This window comes from Selenomonas sputigena (assembly GCF_026015965.1).
In the GTDB taxonomy this organism is placed as follows: domain Bacteria; phylum Bacillota; class Negativicutes; order Selenomonadales; family Selenomonadaceae; genus Selenomonas.
On record NZ_CP110383.1, the window covers coordinates 846110 to 863424 of the forward strand.

General features: G+C 57.4%; 14 protein-coding genes. All 14 read left to right on the forward strand.

From position 1 onward, the window contains the following. The first annotated feature begins 165 nt into the window (after positions 1–165). The 14 genes from OL236_RS04285 to OL236_RS04350 all read left to right on the forward strand — a co-directional run bounded on the left by OL236_RS04285 (position 166) and on the right by OL236_RS04350 (position 17295). On the forward strand, positions 166–1338 hold the full coding sequence (locus tag OL236_RS04285) for an HD-GYP domain-containing protein (RefSeq protein ID WP_265071460.1): 1173 nt from the start codon (positions 166–168) through the stop codon (positions 1336–1338). A gap of 96 nt (positions 1339–1434) precedes the next feature. After that, the gene (locus OL236_RS04290; protein WP_009646061.1) at positions 1435–2820 is read left to right on the forward strand and encodes an HD-GYP domain-containing protein; all 1386 of its coding nucleotides are present in this window, start codon (positions 1435–1437) and stop codon (positions 2818–2820) included. A gap of 170 nt (positions 2821–2990) precedes the next feature. Then, on the forward strand, positions 2991–3404 hold the full coding sequence (locus OL236_RS04295) for a DUF4418 family protein (RefSeq protein WP_265071461.1): 414 nt from the start codon (positions 2991–2993) through the stop codon (positions 3402–3404). After that, on the forward strand, positions 3401–4591 hold the full coding sequence (locus OL236_RS04300) for an ABC transporter permease (protein ID WP_009646044.1): 1191 nt from the start codon (positions 3401–3403) through the stop codon (positions 4589–4591). The genes OL236_RS04295 and OL236_RS04300 overlap by 4 nt, the downstream gene beginning before the upstream one ends. Then, positions 4591–5268, forward strand: a complete 678-nt coding sequence (locus tag OL236_RS04305) for an ABC transporter ATP-binding protein (RefSeq protein ID WP_265071462.1) — start codon at positions 4591–4593, stop codon at positions 5266–5268. The genes OL236_RS04300 and OL236_RS04305 overlap by 1 nt, the downstream gene beginning before the upstream one ends. Positions 5269–5373: 105 nt before the next feature. Continuing rightward, a complete protein-coding gene (locus OL236_RS04310; protein WP_265071463.1) occupies positions 5374–6234 on the forward strand; it encodes an energy-coupling factor transporter ATPase in 861 nt (286 codons plus the stop codon). Next, complete coding sequence (locus OL236_RS04315; RefSeq protein WP_413777385.1) at positions 6219–7082, forward strand: energy-coupling factor transporter ATPase; 864 nt, start codon at positions 6219–6221, stop codon at positions 7080–7082. The genes OL236_RS04310 and OL236_RS04315 overlap by 16 nt, the downstream gene beginning before the upstream one ends. Continuing rightward, positions 7076–7882: an energy-coupling factor transporter transmembrane component T family protein gene (locus OL236_RS04320; RefSeq protein WP_265071464.1), complete on the forward strand. Its 807-nt coding sequence runs from the start codon at positions 7076–7078 to the stop codon at positions 7880–7882. Before OL236_RS04315 ends, OL236_RS04320 begins: the two co-directional genes overlap by 7 nt. Further along, positions 7879–8655: a tRNA pseudouridine(38-40) synthase TruA gene (truA, locus tag OL236_RS04325; RefSeq protein WP_265071465.1), complete on the forward strand. Its 777-nt coding sequence runs from the start codon at positions 7879–7881 to the stop codon at positions 8653–8655. The genes OL236_RS04320 and truA overlap by 4 nt, the downstream gene beginning before the upstream one ends. 187 nt (positions 8656–8842) lie before the next feature. After that, entirely contained in the window at positions 8843–9133 is a 291-nt protein-coding gene (gene gatC / locus OL236_RS04330) for an Asp-tRNA(Asn)/Glu-tRNA(Gln) amidotransferase subunit GatC (RefSeq protein WP_265071788.1), read from the forward strand. 12 nt (positions 9134–9145) lie between these two features. Then, a complete protein-coding gene (gene gatA / locus OL236_RS04335) occupies positions 9146–10618 on the forward strand; it encodes an Asp-tRNA(Asn)/Glu-tRNA(Gln) amidotransferase subunit GatA (RefSeq protein WP_265071466.1) in 1473 nt (490 codons plus the stop codon). Next, positions 10615–12060, forward strand: a complete 1446-nt coding sequence (gene gatB, locus OL236_RS04340; RefSeq protein WP_265071467.1) for an Asp-tRNA(Asn)/Glu-tRNA(Gln) amidotransferase subunit GatB — start codon at positions 10615–10617, stop codon at positions 12058–12060. The genes gatA and gatB overlap by 4 nt, the downstream gene beginning before the upstream one ends. A gap of 602 nt (positions 12061–12662) precedes the next feature. Then, positions 12663–14114 (forward strand): ShlB/FhaC/HecB family hemolysin secretion/activation protein, encoded by a 1452-nt coding sequence (locus tag OL236_RS04345; protein WP_265071468.1) that lies wholly within the window; start codon positions 12663–12665, stop codon positions 14112–14114. Between the two features lie 16 nt (positions 14115–14130). After that, entirely contained in the window at positions 14131–17295 is a 3165-nt protein-coding gene (locus OL236_RS04350; protein ID WP_265071469.1) for a filamentous hemagglutinin N-terminal domain-containing protein, read from the forward strand. Positions 17296–17315 lie beyond the last annotated feature (20 nt).

A 17315-nucleotide genomic window follows, 5' to 3' on the forward strand; every position in this document is an offset into this window, starting at 1 on the left:
TCTGCTCGCGGTGTTATCTACTGAAAACAGTAGCATTTAGGAGGGAATCATGATATAATCGAATGCGACGATTGTAGGGTTTTTTGTGAATAAAGGCAGTCGGATACCATCGGGCGCAGACGTTTCGATGACGTACTTGGCTGCTTCGCCATGGAAGGGTGCAGGATGATGTTGAAGAAGTGTTCCATCGGCCGCCTGCGGGAAGGCATGATTCTTGGACGGGATGTATACAAGGACGATATGACAGTCCTTTTGGGCGAAGGAACGGTGCTCACGTCCAAGATGCTCGATTCCCTTGCCGATCACGACATCTTTTCCGTGTATATTCAGGCGGAGGACGAGGAGGAAGCGATCTCAGCGCCAAATCCGCCGTCGCTCGGGGAAGATGAGGAGCGAGGCGAGATTCCTGCCGAGGCAGATGAGAAGATTCCTGTGAAGGTTGCGCCGAAGAAGGAGCGACTTCAGGATGATTCCTATGTGCGGCAATATGACGAGGTTTTTGCCTTGCTGAAGAAGTTCTATGCTGCCACGAGGACGACCTCACGCATTGATGTGGAGACTGCTCGGTTGTTGACTCGGAAGTTTTTGCCGCTGTGTGAAAGTGCAAAGGCGATCGTGCAGATTTACAATATGGAGACGGAAGAGGATTATCGCCTCCACCATAGCATGCACATTGCCATTCTTGCGGGACTTATGGGGCAATTCCTCAAACTGCGTGCGTCGGAGAGGGACCGTCTCATTATGGCGGCCTTTCTCTTGGACATTGGTACGACGCGCATCGCGGCGGAATTCCTTGAGATCCAGGGCTATTACAGCGATGCGGAGCGCAGGCTCATGCAGAAGCATGTGCGCTTAGGGCAGGAACTTCTTGCCCGGTCTGCGCTCGGGACGGATGAGCAGATTGTCGGCGCTGTACTGCAGCATCATGAGAGAAACGATGGATCGGGCTACCCGTCAAGACTGAAGAAGGAACAGATCTGCGGCTTTGCCCGCATCCTTGCTATCGTGGATATCTTTGACGCGATGGCTTCTAACCGCGTTTATAAGAGAAAGCGATCGCCTTTTGATGTATTTAAAATTCTTGCTGATGACATCTTGAAAGGTCGCCTGGATACGGAGTATGGCGTTTCGTTCATCCGCCATATCGGACAAGCCTTGAATGGCTGTTGGGTCAGGCTCAGTGATGGAGGTGTGGGCAAAATCGTCTATATCGATGAATCGCGCCTCGACGCATTGCCGGTCGTTCAGACAATGGAAGGGGAGTTCCTTGATCTCAACACGAACGGCAATATTAAGATTGTGTCCTTGCTTACGAGTAATGAAGTACAGGGGGCATAAGATTTATTGTTGTTGCTTTGAAGATTTGCCGAGGAATTTTTGCATGAGAATAAATTCTTCCGCAATTTGCAGCGATCTGCAAGGGAGTGCAAGTGGATGTTGAAGAAGTATCCTGTTGACCAGTTGAAAACAGGTATGGTCATTGGGCGAACGGTATATGCTGAGGATATGTCCGTCCTCTTGGGCGAAGGGACGGTGCTCGATGAGCAGCGAATCGAATATCTCGAGCAGCGGGGGATAGTCTTCGTCCGCATTTTGCTGCCCGATGCAGATGAGTCTGCCGAAGTTGCCGAGTCGCCACAGGTGAAGAAAGAGCTGGACGCTGCCTCAAAGGTGTCGAGCGAGCAGACGCAAGCGGCGATGGCGGTGCTTGCGTCTGCAGAAGAAGCAAAGAAAAAGGCTTTGGCAGCGGTCGAGGAGCGGGCAGCTCAGAGGGCGGCAAAGGCGAAGAAGGAAGTGCAGGCTGAAGTCCCAGAAGAGGCGTATCACGAGAAGATGGCTCCTGTGCCTGAGGAAGAAGATCATCGGCCTACATCCAAGTCAGGTGTCGTGCTGCGCGAGACTTCAGTGCTTGAAGCAGCGTATCTTGAGAAGTATGAAGCGTGCTTCGAGGAGCTACAGGGATTTTTCAGTTCAGTACGTTCCAACGGCCGCATCAACACGGCGGAGGCGGAGGCGATCTCGCGCAATTTTGCGCCGCTTTCTTCGAGTGCGAAGGCGGTCACGCATATTTACAATATGGAGACGATCGGCGAATACCAGCTGCATCATACGATGCGCGTCGCGGTTCTCGCCGGACTCATGGCGCAATGGCTCAAGATGTCGGCGCAGGAAAGGCAGCGACTGATCTTGGCGGCGTTTCTCATGGATATTGGCTATACCTCGTTCGCACCGAATTTTCTCAGGAAGATCGCACTTTATACGCCGGAAGAGCGCCGTCTTATGCAGAAGCATGCTCGCTTAGGTTATGACATTGTTTCTCGTTCCTCGTTGCAACTTGATAAGCAGGTCGTAGAGGCCGTATTGCAGCATCATGAACGAAATGATGGTTCGGGCTATCCGCAGAGAATGAAGAAGGACGGAATTTGCAAGTTTGCACGTATTCTCGCCATCTTAGACACCTACGACGCGATGGCATCGCGCCGCTATTATGCGAAACGACGTTCTCCGTTCGAGGTCTTTTCTGTTATTTCAGACGAGTGTATTGCGGGACGTCTGGATGCGGAGTACGGCATCGTCTTCATCCGCAACTTTTCCAGCACCCTTAACGGCAATTGGGTCAAGCTTTCCAATGGTGAGGTGGCGAAGATCGTCTATATCGACGGCTCGCGCATGAACGCCCTGCCGGTCGTGCAGACGTCTGAGGGACAGTTCATCGACCTCAATACGATGCCAAACATCAAGGTCGAATATCTTCTGTCCAGTTCCGAGGCGGAAAAAAAGGCGAAATCTGCAGAGAAAACAGCAGCAGGCGGCATGTAAAGATGATAATACGGCTCTATGGGGGAGCGTTCCCGAATGGAAGGATGGTTCCGTTCGGGAGCTTTTTTTTGTAGAAACATGGTGCATTAAGGGAATATAGGCTTGAAAATAATTATCGATTTTGCTATGATGGGAAAAATGTTTGGCAAAAGAAGGAAGGAGAGTTTTGTTTGGAGAAGAAGCGGAGGTTTAAGATCACCGACATCCTGCTCTTGCTCGCAAGCGGTGCGTTTCTCGTCGGTATGCGCACGTTCCTTGCGCCTTGCGCTCAGCAGGCGGACGGCAAGTGGATGGTGTGCCACTGGGCGGGTGAGGCGCTCACGGGTGTTGCCGCTGTGCTCTTCGTCATCTCTTTGCTGCACGCTTTGATTCCTCGCGCCCGAATTAAGATGGGGCTGGCTCTGGCGATGATTCCTGCGGCGGCGTTGGCTTTCCTCCTGCCGGGAACAATGATCGATCTCTGCATGATGGAGACGATGCGCTGCCATACGGTGATGCAGCCTGCGGCCAGGGCGATTTCCGTCGTGTTGATCTTGCTCGCCTGCTTGGATGTTTACTGCTATCGGAAGGGAGATGACCGATGAGCTTCGCACGCTTTCTTGCCGTGCGGAACTGCCGCAGGAATCCTTCGCGCACCGCCGCGCTGGGGCTGGTGGCGGCGCTGCTCGCTTTGGCGCTCTTCGGCGGTTCGCTCGTCGTCTTGAGTTTGCAGAACGGCCTGAATCGCTTTCAGGAGCGTCTGGGCGCAGACATTCTCGTTCTGCCCAAGGCGGCGCAGGCGGACGGCGGCCTGGAAGGCGTGCTCGTGCAGGGAAAGCCGCTTCAGTTCTACATGGAAGCCTCGCGCCTTGCAGAAATCGCGTCCTTGCCCGGCGTCGAACGCGCCGCACCGCAGTTCTTCCTGACGTCAGCAAATGCCGGCTGCTGCTCTGTAGCGGTGCAGCTGATCGGCTTTGATCCGGCGACGGACTTCACGATCCGGCCGTGGCTTTTGGAGAGCTATGCGGGAGACGTCGGCTATGGTGACATCCTCTGCGGCAGCGGCATCTCCGTGCCCGCAGACAGGCGGCTGAAGTTTTACAATGTGCCGTGCCGCGTCGTCGGTCGCCTGAGCCCGACGGGAACGGGCATGGATACGGCGGTCTACGCGAATATAGAGACGATCCGCGCCATGATGAAGAATGCGGCGGATTTGGATTTCGCATCGTTTCAGGGTGTCGATCCCGAGCAGGCGATTTCCGCCGTGCTCGTCAAGACCTCGCCCGACTTCAGCCCTGAGGCCGTGGCGCAGGCGATTTCCGCTGCCTATCCCGATCTCGCGGCGCGGCCCGCACACGGCATGGTTCGGAGCGTGGAGGCGGGACTGGGCGGCGTCACGGGGACGGTCGGCGTCCTGCTCTTCGTGGTCTGGCTTCTGTGCATCGGGCTTCTGGCGCTCGCCTTTCGACTGGTGTTCGCGGAGAGACGCGGGGAGTTCGCCGTGCTCCTCATCAGCGGCGCAAGGAGAGGCGTACTCGCGCGAATCGTCCTCGCCGAAGCCCTCATCGTGTCCTCTCTTGGCGCGGCGGGCGGTGTCCTTGCGGGCGCTTTCGTGCTGCTGCCTTTTACCGCACTCTTGAAGGATAGTTTTGCGCGGCCCTACCTTCTGCCCGACGCTTCGTGCATCGCTCTTTTGGCGGCAGGGGCTTTTTGCGCCGCTGTTCTTTCCGCCGCGCTCGCGGCGCTTTGGACGGTGCGGCGCATGGATGTGACGCTGCGGGAGGATATGTGATGGAACTTCATGCAGAAAAAATCAGCCGGGATTTCCTGCGGCCGAGTGCGCCGCAGGGCTTCTTCATGGCGGTCGAGGAAACGGACTTCTCGCTGCGTGCGGGTGCCTTGATCGCCATCACGGGACGCTCGGGCAGCGGCAAGAGCACGCTTTTGAAAATGCTGGCAGGCCTCATGGAGCCGGGCACGGGACGCGTTCTCCTAGATGATACGGACATCTACCGACTGGAAGAGGCGGAGCTTGCCCGGCTGCGCAATCGGCAGATCGGCCTCGCGCCGCAGACGCTCATGGCGCTCTCCAGCTTGACGGTGCAGGAGAACGTGCTGCTGCCGTGCTCGCTCTACGGCGAGGCGCGAGAGGCGAAGCCGCGTGCCGAGCAGCTCATGGAGCGCCTCGGCATCGCGCATCTCAGGTGCGCCGATCCGACGGAGCTTTCGGGCGGCGAGCTGCGCCGCCTGACGCTGGCTCGCGCCCTGGTGCGCGACAGCGCCGTCCTGCTGCTCGACGAGCCGACGGGCGATCTTGACGACGAGAATACGCGCCTCGTCCTCACGCTGCTGCGCGAAGAGGCGGCGCACGGCAAGGCAGTCCTTCTCGTGACGCACGAACGTGAGGCGGCAGACTACGTTGACAGCCTCTATCGCATGGAGGCGGGAAGATTGGAATTGTTATCCTAAAATTTTATTTGTGTTGACGATTGAAATCGGGTATAATGGGGGTGTTTTGTTGACCGCGTGATTTGCGGTAGCTGGGAGAAGGGCGCGGCAGTTTTTCGTCCGCGCATGACAGGGGAGGCAAGAAGCGTGGCGGAGTTCATTCGTGCCGAACATCTTTCGCACGTATTCCATGCGGGGGAAGAGGACGCTTATCGGGCGCTTTCCGACATCTCCTTGTCCATCGCCGACGGCGAGTTCCTCGCCGTCCTCGGCACGAACGGTTCGGGTAAGTCGACGTTGGCGCGTCACTTCAATGCGCTCCTCCTGCCGACCGAGGGCCGATGTACGGTCGCGGGGCTGGATACGAAGGAGACGCAGGAGCTCTGGCGCATCCGCCAGCTCGTGAGCATGGTGTTCCAGAATCCCGACAATCAGATCATCGCCGCTGTCGTTGAGGACGACGTCGCCTTCGGGCCGGAAAACCTCGGCATAGAGCCGGCGGAAATCCGCGTGCGCGTGAGAGACGCGCTCGCTGCCGTCGGCATGGAGCGCTATCGCACGGCGGCGCCGCACCTCCTGTCGGGCGGGCAGAAGCAGCGTGTGGCGATCGCGGGTGCACTGGCGATGCGGACGCGCTGCCTCGTGCTCGACGAGCCGACGGCGATGCTCGATCCTTTGGGCAGGCAGGAGGTCTTGCAGACGGTGCAGCGGCTTCATCGCGAGAGGGGCATCACTGTCATCTATATCACGCACTTCATGGAGGAGGCGGCGGCTGCCGACCGCGTCGTCGTCATGGAGGAGGGGCACATCGCGGCGGAGGGAACGCCGCGCGAGGTGTTTCAGGACGTCTCGGGCATGAAGGCGCGTGGCCTCGACGTGCCGCTCGCCGTCGAACTGGCGGCGCTCCTTCGCGCGGACGGCATATCGCTGCCGCAGGATCTCTTGACGGATAAGGAATTGGTGAGTGCGCTTTGTCCATCGTGCTGAAAAATATCGACTACACATACATGCGCGGCACGCCGTTTGAGCGCAAGGCTCTTTCGGACGTCTCGCTGACGATCGAGGCGGGCAGCTTCACGGCGCTCGCCGGGCATACGGGATCGGGCAAATCGACGCTCGTGCAGCATCTCAACGGCCTTCTGCAGCCCGACAGCGGCACAGTTCTCGTCGACGGCACGGACATCGGCAAGAAGGGCGCGGAGGCGAAGAAGGCGAAACGCAGCGTCGGCATGGTCTTCCAGTACCCCGAGCATCAGCTCTTCGAGGAGACGGTGGAAAAGGATGTCGCGTTTGGCCCTACGCGTCTCGGGCTTTCCGCGCAGGAGGTCGAGGAGCGCGTGAGGGCGGCGCTAGACTTCGTGGGGCTTCCTGTCTCCGAGTTTGGGGCGCGGTCGCCGTTTGCTCTGTCCGGAGGGCAAAGGAGGCGTGTGGCGATCGCGGGCGTTCTGGCGCTCAAGCCGCGCTATCTCGTGCTCGATGAGCCGACAGCGGGACTTGACCCGCGTGCGAGCGCTGCACTCCTCGCACGTCTTGCCGAACTGCATGAACAGGGCGGCGTGACCATCGTGCTCGTTTCGCACAATATGGACGACATCGCGCACTATGCCGACCGCCTCATCGTCATGCACGCGGGCGGTGTGACGCTCGAAGGTGCGCCGCGTGAGGTCTTTTTCGCCAAGGAAAGACTGGCGGAGGCGGGGCTTCGTGCGCCGCATCTCGTCGAGCTTCTGGAAGAGCTGCGCGAGAAGGGACTCGATCTCGATCCCGCCGCCTTCGACACGGCGGATGGCGCAGTGCGCATCAAAGAGGCTCTGGGGAGGCGAAGACTATGCTGAAGGACATCACGCTCGGGCAGTTCTTCCCGGGCGACTCGCTCCTGCATCGCCTTGATCCGCGCACGAAGATCGTCCTGTTGTTCTTTTTCCTTGCGGCGATCTTCGTCTTTGACTCGCCGCTCGCTTATGCGGCTTTGACGGCTTTCACGGCGGCGCTGATCGCCGTCAGCCGCGTGCCGCTCCTCTTGATGCTCAAGGCGCTGAAACCGCTCTCGTGGATCATTGCCTTTACGTTCGTCATCCACCTCGTGAGCACGCCGGGCGACGCCTTTTTCCATGTATGGCTCTTCGACCTCACTTGGCAGGGAGCGGCGAAGGGCTTCTTCATCGCGCTCAGGTTGGCGCTTCTGATTCTCTTGTCCGCGCTCCTCACGTATACGACCTCGCCGCTCGCCCTGACCGATGCCTTGGAAACCCTCATGCAGCCCGCGAAGCGCGTCGGTGTACCCGCGCACGAGATCGCCATGATGATGACGATCGCGCTGCGTTTCGTGCCGACCTTGATCGAGGAGGCTGACAAGATCATGAAGGCGCAGCAGGCGCGTGGCGCAGACCTCACGGAGGGAAGCGTCATCGAGCGCGTCAAGGGGTTCGTGCCCGTGCTCGTGCCGCTCTTCATTTCGGCGTTTCGCCGCGCCGACGACCTCGCGCTGGCGATGGAGGCGCGCTGCTATCGTGGCGGCGTCGGACGCACGCAGATGAAGGCGCTGCGCATCAGCTCCATCGACTATGTCGCCTACGCTTTCGGCGCACTCTTTTTCGCGGCGCTCGCCGCCTTGAAGTTCGGCGGGATCGCATGAAGCGCGAGCATAAGGAAAGGATGAAGGCGCGCGCGCGCAATGTATGTCTTACCGTCGCCTACGACGGCACGGCGTACCACGGCTTCCAGCGTCAGAGTCCGCCGATCCGCGCCGTGCAGAACGTCCTGGAGGAAAAGCTTGCGCTCGTCTTCGGCGATGCGATCGAACTGGCGGCGGCAGGACGCACCGATGCGGGTGTTCACGCCATGGGGCAGGTCGTGAATTTCTTTACGGACGGGCGCATCCCGACAGAGCGCATCGTGCGTGCGATGAATAGCGTCCTGCCGCCCGATATCGTCGTCAAGGCGGCGCGGGAAGAAGGGCGTGACTTCTCCGCACGTCACAGCGCGAAGAGCAAGTCGTATATCTATCGCATACAGGAGGGCGAGATGCCGAACCCGTTCAGCGAGCGCTACGCTTGGTACGTCGGCACGCCGCTCGACCTTGCAGCGATGAACGAGGCGGCGGCGCTGCTCCTCGGCACGCACGACTTTTCGGCGTTTCGTGCCGCAGGCGGTGCGCCGATGCTGCCCGTGCGCACGATGTACAGCGCCGAGGGCAGACGCATCGAGGGCGAGAGGATTGAGTTTCGCTTCCATGCGAACGGCTTCCTCTACCACATGGCGCGCAACATCGTCGGCACGCTCGTCGATGTCGGCAGGGGGCGGCGCACGCGGGCGGACTTCGCCGCGATCCTCGCGAGCCGCGAGCGAAAGCGTGCCTCGGCGACCGCGCCTGCACGCGGCTTGTTTTTGGAAAGCGTCGTGTATTGAATACGAAGGATTTATTCCCCAGAAAGGCGCGGATGTGTTATAATGAATCGAGTGCACGATGTCTGCTTTTTGAATATTATACACTTCCCTGCCATAAAAACGGCCGATAGGTTTAGCCTTCGGCTCGATTTTTTAGGATTCATAGCAGACAGCGTGTAACAACAGTCATTATATGGATGGTGAGAAGATGAAAGTCACGGAGAAGGATTTGGCGGATGTCGCTGTCCTGTCGCGCCTCTCGATTGCAGAGGGGGAGAGGGAAAAGTATCTTGGGCAGCTCGACGCCTTTTTGCAGTATGTCGAGAACCTTGACGGTGTCGATACGGCAGAGGTTCAGCCGACGACGTATGCCCTGCCGATGCAGAATGTCTTTCGTGCCGACGAGGTGAAGCCTTCGCTCGCACGAGAGGCGGCGCTTTCCAATGCGCCTTTGGCGGACGACGGCTATTTCAAAGTGCCGAAGATTCTGGAAGGCTGAGGAGGAACCTAGGTGAAACTTTACGACAAGGCGGCGCATGAGCTTCATGATCTGCTGCAAAGGAAAGAAATCTCCTCGACCGAACTGACGAAGGACGTGCTCGCACGCATGGACGAGGTCGAGGGAAAAGTCGGGGCATATTTGACGCAGACGCGCGAGACGGCGCTACGAGAGGCAGCAAGCACCGATGAGAAGATCGCGCGCGGCGAGCAGATTGCCTTTTTGGAGGGCATCCCCGGCGCAATCAAGGACAACATCTGCACGAAGGGCGTCAAGACGACGTGCGCTTCTAAGATTTTGGAGAATTTCGTACCTCCCTACGATGCTACGGTCATGGAAAAGATTGCCTCAGAGCATCCTGTCATCTTAGGAAAACTCAACATGGATGAGTTCGCGATGGGCGGTTCGACAGAGAATTCCGCTTATCAGAAGACGCACAATCCGTGGAATCTCGACTGCGTGCCCGGCGGCAGTTCGGGCGGCAGCGCGGCGGCGGTCGCTTCAGGTACGGCGGTCTGGGCGCTCGGTTCCGATACGGGCGGCTCGATTCGCCAGCCCGCGTCGTTCTGCGGCGTCGTCGGCATGAAGCCAACGTATGGCCGCGTCTCGCGCTATGGTCTCGTCGCCTATGCGTCGTCGCTCGACCAGATCGGCCCCGTGACGCGCGATGTGACGGATTGTGCGCATGTGCTGAATGTCATCGCTGGACACGATGCGATGGATTCGACCTCCAGCACCGCGCCCGTGCCCGATTATACGAAGGCGCTGACCGAGGATGTGAAGGGACTCAAGATCGGTCTGCCGAAGGAATACTTCGTCAAGGGCATGGACGCCGACGTAGAAAAGGCGATCCGCAAGGCGATTGCGGATTTTGAGGCGATGGGCGCTGAGGTCACGGAAATCACTCTGCCGCATACGGATTATGCGATTTCGACGTATTACCTCATTGCGCCGGCGGAAGCCGCGACGAACCTTGAGCGTTACGACGGTGTGAGCTACGGTGCACGCGTCGATGGCGCGGACATCGTCGAGATGATGACGAATACGCGCAGCGAGAAGTTCGGCGAGGAGGTCAAGCGCCGCATCATGATCGGCAACTACGCACTTTCTGCTGGCTATTATGATGCGTACTATCTCAAGGCGCTGAAGGTGCGCACGCTCGTGCAGCAGGATTTCACCGACGCCTTCAAAAAGGTCGATGTCATCATGGCACCGACAGCGCCGACGCCGGCCTTCAAGATCGGCGAGATGGTTTCCGACCCGCTGAAGATGTATCTGCAGGATATCTGCACCGTGCCTTTGAACCTCGCAGGTCTGCCGGGCATTTCCGTGCCCTGCGGCTACTCGGCGAAGGGCATGCCCATCGGCCTGCAGATCATCGGCAAGGCGCTGGCGGAGGAAACGATTCTGCGCGCCGCCTACGCTTATGAGCAGGCACATTCCTTCCATGAGGACAGGGCGGAGATCGGGGAGGCGAAGGCATGAATTACGAAGCAGTCATCGGTCTTGAAATTCACAGCGAGCTCAAGACGAACACGAAGATTTTCTGCGGCTGTGCCACGAAGTTCGGCGCCGAGCAGAATACGCATGTCTGCCCCGTTTGCCTGGGGCTGCCCGGCGTCCTGCCTGTGCTTAACAAGCGCGTTGTCGAGTTCGCCATCAAAGCGGGTCTTGCACTCAACTGCACGATCAACAAGTACAGCAAATTCGACCGAAAGAACTACTATTATCCCGATTTGCCGAAGAACTTCCAGACCTCGCAGTACGATCTGCCGATTGCTGAGCATGGTTATGTCGATATTGAGACGGAGAATGGCACGAAGCGCATCCGTATCCTGCGCATCCACATGGAAGAGGATGCGGGCAAGCTTGTCCATTCGGGCGCTACGATCACGGACTCTTTGACATCGAACGTCGATTACAACCGCACGGGCGTGCCTCTCATCGAGATCGTTTCCGAGCCGGACATGTCGACGCCCGAGGAAGCGCGCGCCTACATGGAGAAAATCAAGTCGATCCTCGAATACATCGACGTTTCCAACTGCCGCATGGAAGAGGGAAATCTACGCGCCGACCTCAATATCTCGCTTCGTCCCGCAGGAGAGAAGACGCTTGGCACGAAGGCGGAGATGAAGAACATCAATTCCTTCAAGGCGGTTGAGGACGCTCTTTCCTACGAGATTGAGCGCCAGGAGGAAATCCTCGAAGACGGCGGTCATATCGTGCAGGAAACGCGCACATGGGATCCTGAGCGCGGCGTCACGAAGTCCATGCGCTCGAAGGAAGAGGCGCATGACTATCGCTACATGCCGGAGCCGGATCTCGTACCCATCGTGACCACGGAAGAAGAGATCGAGGCGTATCGCAAGGGTTTGCCCGAGCTGCCCGATGCACGCCGCGAACGCTACATGAAGGAGTTTGGCCTGTCGGCTTACGATGCGGGCATCATCACGGCGTCGCGGGCGATGGCGGAATACTTCGAGGCTTGCCTTGCGGGCGGCGCCGACGCGAAGAGCGCGGCAAACTGGATCATGGGCGACCTCGCGAAGAACCTCAATGCCGAGGGCAAGACGATCGAGGAATCGCCGGTCGAAGCCTCGCGTCTCGCGCAGATGCTCGCGCTCATCGAAAAGGGCACGATCTCGTCGAAGATTGCCAAAAAGGTTTTTGCTGAGATGTGGACGTCGAGCGATGCGCCCGAGAAGATCGTCGAGGACAAGGGACTCGTGCAGATCACGGACACGAAGGCGATCGAGGCGATCGTCGACGCCGTCATCGCCGCCAATCCGAAGCCTGTCGCCGACTACAAGAGCGGCAACAAGAAGGCGCTCGGCGCTCTCGTCGGTCAGGTTATGAAGCAATCGAAGGGCAAGGCGAATCCGCAGATGGTCAACCAGCTGCTGGCGGACAAGTTAAGGGAGTGCTGATATACGGTCGTTGGATTTGCACAAAGGCGTTGATTCTATCTAGGAAACAAGTTGCACGCATAAGAGCCCACTTTGTAGCTTTTGTGCGCCGCTTTTACGTGAAAACAGATAATCAGTCAGTTCCTTTAAATTTTCTTCTTGGAAGTTCAGGGTAAACCGCAGGTGTAACGGCACTGTGTCGACAAATTTTCGACGCAGCGTCGCTACGCCTGCGGTTTATCTTTTGATAGCACCAATTCGGAAAAATTGGACATAAAGGTTCAAATTGCCGTACCTGGATCGATCACATTTTGAAATGCTCGTTATTTCGGAAGCCTCGTGCCTTACAGAAACCTAGCTAATCGGTCTAGTGCCCTTCGGGCTTGACCTTTTGAGGTTTCATGGCAGGGTATGCAGCATGATGATGTCATATATTTTATGGATAAAATTGGTAATACTTTAACTTGTTTAAGAAAAGATTTAATAATGTCTAGCGGGGGGGGACTTCTATGCTATAATAAAGAACAATAGGGAAATTCCTCTATGTTGCAAGCTTGGACATCCACGAGGGATTGCCTGGAAAGCAGGGAAGCATAGAAAGGAAGGATGAACGAGTGAAAAGAATGTCAGACAAGAAGCTCGCGGCGCTCCTCGTCGCGGGCGGGCTGTGCGTGCTCACGGGAACGGCGGGCGCAGCGCCGATGGATTTACGCACGAGCGCGGAGAAGGAGCTTGCCGCATCGACGGCAGCTGCGCGTGACGGCGCGGAGAAGCGTGATGCGGGCGTCTCGACGGGAAAGATGGTCGTCTCGGTCAGCCGCATCACCGTCAACGGCACGAAGCGTATGACGGAAGATGATGTCAAGGCGCTTTTGCCCGAGCTCAAGAAGGAGCGCGTCAACATCCGCAAACTCTCGATGCAGATCCAGGCGGTGAATGACACGGGGGCGCTCGTGCTCGCCACGGAGTTCCGCCCGGCAGGTGCGGGAGCCTATGATGTCACGATCAACGTCGAGGAGAAAAAGAGCGATCACTTCCGCGTCAGTGTCAGCAACACGGGAACGGAGTATACCGGACAATGGCGCACAGGACTCAGCTATGTGAATACGAACCTCTCCCATGCCGCAGACACCTTCGGCGTGTCCTTCGTGACCTCGCCGAGCAAGATGTCTGATGTCAAGGTCGGTGCGATCTCCTATCGCCGCCTTCTGCCCTCTCAGCAGGGAGCCGTCCTTCTCAACGCAGGCTACGGTGATGTCCATCTAGACGGCTTCAGGAGCGTCAGCGGCCTCTATGACCTCAACATGGGCGGCAAGAGTACGAATGTTGACCTGCACTACCAGCAGAATATCGCCTACACCTCGCGTGAAAAAGACATCTTCGACTTTGGCCTGTCCTACAAGAGGAACAAGGCCGACTACAATCTTCGCTTCGGAGGTATGCCCGTCGGCTACGACACCGAATACAGCGTACTTCTCGCATCGGCGAACTTCATCCACAGCGAGCGGCAGCCGAACAGCGTCTTCCGCTACAACATCGGCATTGCCCACAACCTCATGGGCGACAGCAAGGACTACGAAAGTGTCATGCCCGGCAGTGACACGCATTTCACGCTTTTCAGGGCGGGCGCGAACTACCAGGTGCGCTCGACAAGCGACTGGATCGGTGTGCTTCGTCTGCAGGCGCAGTACACGAACAACCACGTCGTCGCCATTGAGCAGATCGGCGCGGGCGGACAGATGAGCGTGCGCGGCTTCGACGAGCGGGCTATCGGCGCGGACAAGGGCATCGTCGGCAGCCTTGAGATCTACAGTCCCGAGATCGCCAAGAATACGCGTCTCATCGCCTTCACGGACTTCGCGAGCCTTGCGAACAACACCGATCGTCATACTGGCACGGCTTTTTCCAGCGATCGCATCGCCTCGGCAGGTCTCGGCATACGTTATAACGATGTGAAGAGCGGCTTCTCGCTCTCCTTGGACTACGCGAAGATTCTGCGCGACGCGGACTATGACCTCGCATCGGCGAAGCAGAACAGTCGCCGTTGGAATCTGATGGCAAGCATGGACTTCTAAGAGGAGGAACACTTCGATGAAATGGAAAAACAGCTTCAAAAAAGGCTCTCTCGCCGCATTTGTCACGCTCGCCCTCACAGGCTCGGCTCTGGCGATGCCGACGGGAGGCACGGTCGAGAACGGCTCTGTCAATGTTGATGCCGCGAACTTCGGCGCCAACGATGCGATCGCCAACGTGGCGAACGGCGCGACCATCACGCCGCAGACGAACAGCATCATCAACTGGGAAGCATTCAATATCGCGCAGGGAGAAGCCTTGCACTTCAATACGACGAACGCTGCGCTCTTGAACCGCGTGACGGGCGCACAGATGTCGGAATTGCTTGGACAGATGACGCAGGTCGGCGGCAATTTCCTCTATCTTGTCAACCCGAACGGCATCCATATCGGCGGCACGGCGAGCTTCGATGTGAGCAATCTGACGCTCTCGACGCTCAATGTAGCGAGCGAGGATTTCCTCAGCTATGTGACAGCTGCGAAGCCGTATCTTCCTTCGCAGCAGGATGCAGCGAAAGGTGCGAAAACGATCACTGTTGATCAAGGTGCGCACTTCAATGCGGCGGGACCTTTGATGCTTCAGGCGTCGAAAGTCACGGTGGCGGACGGCGTGACTTTCGTGGCGACGCCTAGTCCTATGCCGCATGCTTTCTATATCACAGCGGCAAAGTCGAATTCCGGTTCGGACAATACGACCAAAACGGAAGCGGGAAATGATGTCGTATTCCGCGGCGAGGCCAAGAATTTTGATATCATTTCGATGCTCGGATCGAACATCACCTTAGACGGTGCGAAATTGGCAGGAAAGAATATCAACATGAATGCCGTTGGCACGTTTACGATGAATCCTATCGTTTCGGAAGACAGCTATACGATGACGGCAGCACCGACGAACACGCTGACGGTCAAGAACACGCAGATTGCAGGCGATGAAGTCGAGCTGCTCGGCGGCAAGGTGGATGTGGCCGATGATGTGAAGTTTGGCTTCGATGCAGGCTCGAATGAAGCACATCTGATGGTTGCAGCTGTAAAGAGCTATTCGAAAAACAATAAGGATAATAAGGAGACAATGGAAGTTTCTACGGTGCAGGGCAACGATGTAGCATTCCACGGTATGGTGACCTCCGATGCAGATCGTGATGCAGAAGTGAACATCGGCGGTGCAACGGTCAATATGGACGGTGCGAAATTCCGTATGCCGAAGGGGAATCTTTCCGTCGTTGCCATTGCAAGCTCGGAAGATTCTTATGCGGAAGATGCCGGCGTAGAAAAGGAAACCGCCTTGACGAAGGCGACGGCCGCGAATGTCGTGCAGGCAGACGGCTTGGACGTTGAAGGCAATCTGCACGGCACCCAGATTTATGGCGGCAAGGTGGAGCTTAAGAATACGACGATTAAAACGCCAGGCAAGATCGAAATCGAAGCCTATACTTCCCGCGATTGGAAGCACGAAGAAAGAACCACAGCACACGCGAATGAATTAAAATCTGAAAAGACGCTGTATGCGGGAAAAGATAATGCTGTTCGTTTGGAAAATACCAGACTGCTGAATGAAAACTCAGATCCTTCTTGGTTTAGCCGCCTGTGGATTCGCGGTGGCAAAATTGAAATGAATAACTCTGAACTTGCTTCGGAATCCGAGGTAAATGCGTTGGCGTTCCATTCGCTTCATGAAAGGCGCGAGAAGCCGATGGCAGAGAGTTATGTTCATACGAAAGAGTTTCAAATGCAGGCGAATGCCGAGAATACCGTCGATATCAGCAGTACAAAAATTCATGCCAATCGTGCTTCATGGGATACTCATGAAAAGCCGGACGTCTACGCTGATGTCGCAGGCGGCAAGGTTTCCTTGACGAACGTCGAAATCAAGGCGCCGAGAGATATTTCTGTCTCTGCACTGAGAGAAATGAATTCAGAGGAAACGGCCGATGGAGATAAGGGAGAAATCAAGAGTGATACGAGCAATGTCTTGGATATGCGCGGCGCGACGATTGAAGCTGGAGGCGTGGCAGAAATCTGGGGTGGCAAGACGCAGATGAAAGCTTCCTCGGTGCAGGCGGGCAAGATCGATATAGCGGCGGCAAACGAGACGCGTACAGCCTATCCGTTCAGAGAGATATATCCGACGGCTGAGACAAGCAATACGCTTTATCTTGAGGACGTAAAGCTCAAGAGTCAAGCGAATGCGATGGACTACTCTGATTACGCTGGTGATGCTGATCTTCAAGGTGGACAGGTCGCCTTGAAGAAGACGGAGATCGACGCTGCGCGTGCGAGCATCCATTCGGGGCAGATGAAACAGGGGGATGACGGCAAGTTCTACCTGACGAAGGGTACGACGCTTCACATGGACAGCACGAAGATCGAAACGCCTTCCTATATGAGCAGGAGCGGTGCAGTGAACCTCGTCAACGGCAGCGAGATCAAGGCGAAGGAGGCCTTCTTTGTCGCCGCCGAGAGTTACGACGACAGCACGGGCAAGGCGACGGTCACGAAGGACACGAACTTGTCGCTGTGGCGCTCGAAGGTGGAAGCCGACGATCTCGACCTTATGACGGGAGGACTGAACGCTTGGAAGACGAGCGAGGTCAAGTCGCAGAAGCCCATGAACGAATATGCAGCCGATCTCGTCCGCAAGGACGGTTCTTCCTTCACGATGCAGCGTGACGAGGGTTCGCATATCATCGAGGGGGGTGTAGAGATTGCAGCGCCGCGCGTGAGTGTTGTGACATCGCCCAAGGAGCCTTCCTCGCCCCTGTTCCCGCTGACGCCGGACAACGCGCAGCTTTCCGAGCAGGACAAGGAGAATATCGCGGCGGGCAAGTCCGAGGCGCAGGATATCATCGCCTCGGCGGCGGATACAGAGGCACAGGGCAAGGCACTCGCTGAAGCCGTCGGGAAGATCAACAATGTTCCGAACGCATCGAGCCGCCAGAAAGCGGGCGTCGTCACGGGCATGATCCAGGCGATCAACGAGATGAACACGCTGACGACAGAGGAGAAGCACGCGCTTCAGGTCGCCGTCCTCGACGCCTACGGCGCTGTGCAGGAAGCGAAGACGGAAGGAAGCAACCGCACGCAGCAGGCGAACGGCGACGCCATGCGTCTGACGACGATGGAAAGCGCCGCCGCCAATATGCCGACGGCAGAAGAGCCGCAGGATGCAGTGCATTTCGCAGGGTAAGTTTCTGCTTGACGCAGTAT

What these genes read in the sequence shown, in the direction of transcription:
- OL236_RS04285 (WP_265071460.1), top strand. Translation starts at nt 166, where the DNA reads ATGATGTTGAAGAAGTGTTCCATCGGCCGCCTGCGGGAAGGCATGATT.
- OL236_RS04290 (WP_009646061.1), top strand. Translation starts at nt 1,435, where the DNA reads ATGTTGAAGAAGTATCCTGTTGACCAGTTGAAAACAGGTATGGTCATT.
- OL236_RS04300 (WP_009646044.1), top strand. Translation starts at nt 3,401, where the DNA reads ATGAGCTTCGCACGCTTTCTTGCCGTGCGGAACTGCCGCAGGAATCCT.
- OL236_RS04305 (WP_265071462.1), top strand. Translation starts at nt 4,591, where the DNA reads ATGGAACTTCATGCAGAAAAAATCAGCCGGGATTTCCTGCGGCCGAGT.
- OL236_RS04310 (WP_265071463.1), top strand. Translation starts at nt 5,374, where the DNA reads ATGACAGGGGAGGCAAGAAGCGTGGCGGAGTTCATTCGTGCCGAACAT.
- OL236_RS04320 (WP_265071464.1), top strand. Translation starts at nt 7,076, where the DNA reads ATGCTGAAGGACATCACGCTCGGGCAGTTCTTCCCGGGCGACTCGCTC.
- truA (WP_265071465.1), top strand. Translation starts at nt 7,879, where the DNA reads ATGAAGCGCGAGCATAAGGAAAGGATGAAGGCGCGCGCGCGCAATGTA.
- gatC (WP_265071788.1), top strand. Translation starts at nt 8,843, where the DNA reads ATGAAAGTCACGGAGAAGGATTTGGCGGATGTCGCTGTCCTGTCGCGC.
- gatB (WP_265071467.1), top strand. Translation starts at nt 10,615, where the DNA reads ATGAATTACGAAGCAGTCATCGGTCTTGAAATTCACAGCGAGCTCAAG.
- OL236_RS04345 (WP_265071468.1), top strand. Translation starts at nt 12,663, where the DNA reads ATGTCAGACAAGAAGCTCGCGGCGCTCCTCGTCGCGGGCGGGCTGTGC.
- OL236_RS04350 (WP_265071469.1), top strand. Translation starts at nt 14,131, where the DNA reads ATGAAATGGAAAAACAGCTTCAAAAAAGGCTCTCTCGCCGCATTTGTC.